The sequence below is a fragment of the Leptolyngbya sp. FACHB-36 genome (genome assembly GCF_014695955.1).
Lineage (GTDB): Bacteria > Cyanobacteriota > Cyanobacteriia > Leptolyngbyales > Leptolyngbyaceae > FACHB-36.
Map to the genome: position 1 here is coordinate 1 of NZ_JACJPG010000379.1, position 3,270 is coordinate 3,270.

Here is a 3,270-nt window from a genome sequence, read left to right on the forward strand (position 1 = left end):
TATGCCTCGGTTGTGTCTCAGCTTCAGGCGTTCTACGGACGGGCGGCAAACCTGCTCGCCATTCGGGTTGATGCGATTATGCCCAAGCCCGACTATGCGCCGACCGAACCCGGCTACTACTACCAAGGCGTCGTGCCGCAAACGGTTCTATTCGATAGATCTGGCAAGGTTGTGCTCAACGAAAAGGGCGCGATCGCGTTTGAGCGAGTAGACGACACGTTTCGCGAGGTCTTTAACCTGCTGCCACGATCGGAGTCAGTGGAATTGAAGCGTCGTCCGGTGAATGAAATTAACATCGAGTTGGCAAAGTAAAGACAATGGATTCAGTCGAGGAGACGTCGGATGATTCAGAAAATTCCTGTCCGAATCCTTGTCCGTACCAACATGCAAAATTCATAATTCGGAATTACGTTGACGCCACTGAGGAAATCACGTTACAAGGAAGCAAAATCGACGCGATCGATCAACCCTAATCCACCCTGCCCGATGTCTGGAATTTACAGCACCGAGGACTTGATTAGAATTCTGGCGGAAGAGCGGAGAGCGTGTCTCCGTGGTCAACGGCTGAACCTCAACGCTAGTCCAACAGGGTTTAGCCCGGTCATCGATCAGTTTTTGGCAACGGATGGAATTCAGAAGTTCACCGCCTACAGCGATTTTCGGACGACGGTGCATCAGTATCAGCGCGAGCATCAAATCTCTGGAATTGTCTGGCAGACGATCGCGGTCAACGGAAAAGCGATGGACTGCCCTAGAGTGCACGACCAATTAATTGCTCTTCCCGGGGATTTGGCGCTGCTGCGATCCAAGAGAGACACCATTCTTAACTTCTGGCACGAAGTAACCGCAGCAATGGAGCTGTTCTTGAGCCTGAACAGCGGCAAAATTCATCAGCCGATCAATTTGGTAGATGTCGATCGCATCGTCCAGCGCAGCGAATGGGCCAGCCTCTCCCAGCAGGGCAACGCTCAGTCGGTAGAGCTGATTTTGCAATTGGGTTGGGGTAAGCCAGAAGAAGCCACCTACCGACGCGGCTTTCCGGAGTCGGGCAGCGAATATGTTCACGCAGTCAATCCAGGACAGCGCCCCGTCGGATAACGATCGCCATGCAGCTTGGAGCCGTCCTCGACCCGACCACGACCTATCGCTATTCGCTGTGGCGATCGTGGAATTCTGATGCGCCAAGAATCGGATTTGTCATGCTGAATCCCAGTCGGGCAGATGCTACCGTGAACGACCCAACCATCCGACGCTGCATCCGTTTCGCGCAGACATGGAACTTCGGCTCCCTCGAAGTGGTGAATCTGTTCGCCTACCGCACAGCCGATCCATCAACCTTGCGCCACGTCGCAGACCCGATCGGCAGCGAAAATGATCGCTACCTGACGGCCTTTGGCGATCGCGTAGCCTGTATCCTGCTGGCATGGGGCAACGGAGGAACCCTGCTTGGGCGCGATCGCGCCGTTCTGCCGCTGTTCGCGCAGCGTCCAGTGTATTGCATCGGCACGACAAAATTAGGACAGCCGCGCCATCCGCTGTATGTGCGTGCAGACGTGTTGTATGTGCAGTTTGCAGGCAATGGGGAATCTTAGCGACAGTCAACCCTCCCTAGACTGCTAGGTCCTCGAATCGCTCTATCGGTATGCGTCCGTTTCTCACGTTGCTCATCGCTGCGATCGTCGCGCTATTCGCCATTCAGTTGGCATCCGCCAAAGCCTGCGATCGCGCCTATCCCACTGTTTGCATTGCTCCAAAGCCGCCAAACCTGGACTGCAAAAACATTCCTCACCGCAACTTTCCGGTTCGTTCACCCGATCCTCATCGCTTTGATCGTGATCGAGACGGCATTGGCTGTGAAACTCGGTGAAGTCAAGTTGCCGCGCAGCTAGCAATCCCCCGAAAGAAACGATCTCAGTAGGGTTATACGCGCTTCATTAGCTCTGGCAGAAGGTTTGCTGGCACCTTCGACAGCGCTAGCTGCTGCCCTTTTATGCCGAACTCGCTGTAGAACGCCCGCACCGTCTGCACCACATAGCCAAGCGCGGTTTTGTAGAATTCCGGCTGATCGCTCCAGGCTTGCATCGCTTGCAAATGGTGATGTAGCGCGGCTTCCAGATAGCGCGATCGCTGAGCGTCTTCGCAAGGCGCATGCTTGTCGATCGCCCGTTGATAGTACGCTAAGCCCAGGTTGTTCTCGGTGGCGATCGGGTCAAACGCCACGCCGGTTCCAGTAGATTGAAGGCGACGCACGGCTGTCAACGCAGCTGTGTACGCGGCGATTGCCTGCTGAAGCAGCTCTGGGCGTTGATCAGGAGGCAGCGCGGTTTGGGTTGCCAGGTGCCAGTAGGCGGTTCCCAAGTTATTTTGAGTGGCGGCATGAGCCGTAGGAGCCGCATCGAGCGTGCGATGAACCAACGCCGTGCGGTAGGCTGCGATCGCCTGCGACAAAAGAGCCATTGCATCTGCCCCCTGGTTCGCGGAGTCGTACTGAGCCAGATTCCAGTACGCGGTGCCCAAATTGTTCTGAATCATGGCGTGGTGGAGCGGGTCTCGCGTCTGGCTGTAGTAGTGCAGCGCTTCGCTATAGGCGGCGATCGCTTGTTTCAGCCGTCGTACAGGCTGCTCGTGCTGAGCCAGATTCCAGTACGCGGTGCCCAAGTTGTTTTGGGTAGCCGCGTAGCGGGCAGGATCGTCCTCGGGTTTGCGGTAGCGCAGCGCTTCTTCATACGCCTGAATGGACTGCTGCAGGGTTTGGGCAGGCGATCGATAGCGGGCAAGGTCGCCAAACGCCGATCCTAGATTGTTCTGGATCATGGCGTAGCTTTGAGGACGCACCTGCGGGTCAGTTTGGCTCAGAGCCAGCTGATACGCCGTGATTCCCTGCTCTAGCCAGGATAAGACCAGTTCTGAGCTAGCCGCATAGCGCGACAGCATCCAGTACAAATTGCCCAGGTCGTTTAGCACATCTGCCCACAGCGGCGATGACTCTTCTAACCACACCAGCGTTTGCTCGTAGGCGCAGATCGCAATCATCAAAATCTGCTCGGCACTGTCGCCCTGCTCAATGCGATCGCGGTACAAATTGCCCAGCGTTTGATACGCTGCTGCGATCATGGCGCGAGGTGCCGACTGCTGATGCAGCGTTTCAATCTGCTCAAGCAAATCAATCGCGACGATATCCGAGTCGGAGGGCGAATTCCCCGCCTGCGCGATCGTGGCTTGGATCAGGTCGCTCAGCGCTGAAGCGGGATGAGGCTGGCTCACCATCGC

General features: G+C 56.3%; 4 protein-coding genes and 1 pseudogene. 4 read left to right on the plus strand and 1 reads right to left on the minus strand.

Features of this window, described 5'->3' with window-relative positions; all coding sequences use genetic code 11:
- The 4 genes and pseudogenes from H6F43_RS10660 to H6F43_RS10675 all read left to right on the plus strand — a co-directional run.
- Nucleotides 1-312 (plus strand): annotated as a pseudogene (locus H6F43_RS10660) (thioredoxin family protein); the annotation flags it as partial.
- 174 nt (nucleotides 313-486) lie between these two features.
- Nucleotides 487-1,098 carry a hypothetical protein gene (locus H6F43_RS10665; RefSeq protein WP_190342748.1) on the plus strand — a complete coding sequence of 204 codons (612 nt, stop codon included), beginning with the start codon at nucleotides 487-489 and terminating at the stop codon, nucleotides 1,096-1,098.
- 8 nt (nucleotides 1,099-1,106) lie between these two features.
- Nucleotides 1,107-1,592: a DUF1643 domain-containing protein gene (locus H6F43_RS10670; protein ID WP_190342749.1), complete on the plus strand. Its 486-nt coding sequence runs from the start codon at nucleotides 1,107-1,109 to the stop codon at nucleotides 1,590-1,592.
- A gap of 50 nt (nucleotides 1,593-1,642) precedes the next feature.
- Entirely contained in the window at nucleotides 1,643-1,867 is a 225-nt protein-coding gene (locus H6F43_RS10675) for an excalibur calcium-binding domain-containing protein (protein ID WP_190342750.1), read from the plus strand.
- Nucleotides 1,868-1,920: 53 nt separating this feature from the next.
- Here the strand turns inward: H6F43_RS10675 and H6F43_RS10680 are convergent.
- A partial coding sequence (locus H6F43_RS10680; RefSeq protein WP_190342751.1) for a tetratricopeptide repeat protein occupies nucleotides 1,921-3,270 on the minus strand: 1,350 nt, incomplete at its 5' end.

Coding starts and splice junctions, on each gene's coding strand:
- H6F43_RS10665 (WP_190342748.1), top strand. CDS start 487: ATGTCTGGAATTTACAGCACCGAGGACTTGATTAGAATTCTGGCGGAA.
- H6F43_RS10670 (WP_190342749.1), top strand. CDS start 1,107: ATGCAGCTTGGAGCCGTCCTCGACCCGACCACGACCTATCGCTATTCG.
- H6F43_RS10675 (WP_190342750.1), top strand. CDS start 1,643: ATGCGTCCGTTTCTCACGTTGCTCATCGCTGCGATCGTCGCGCTATTC.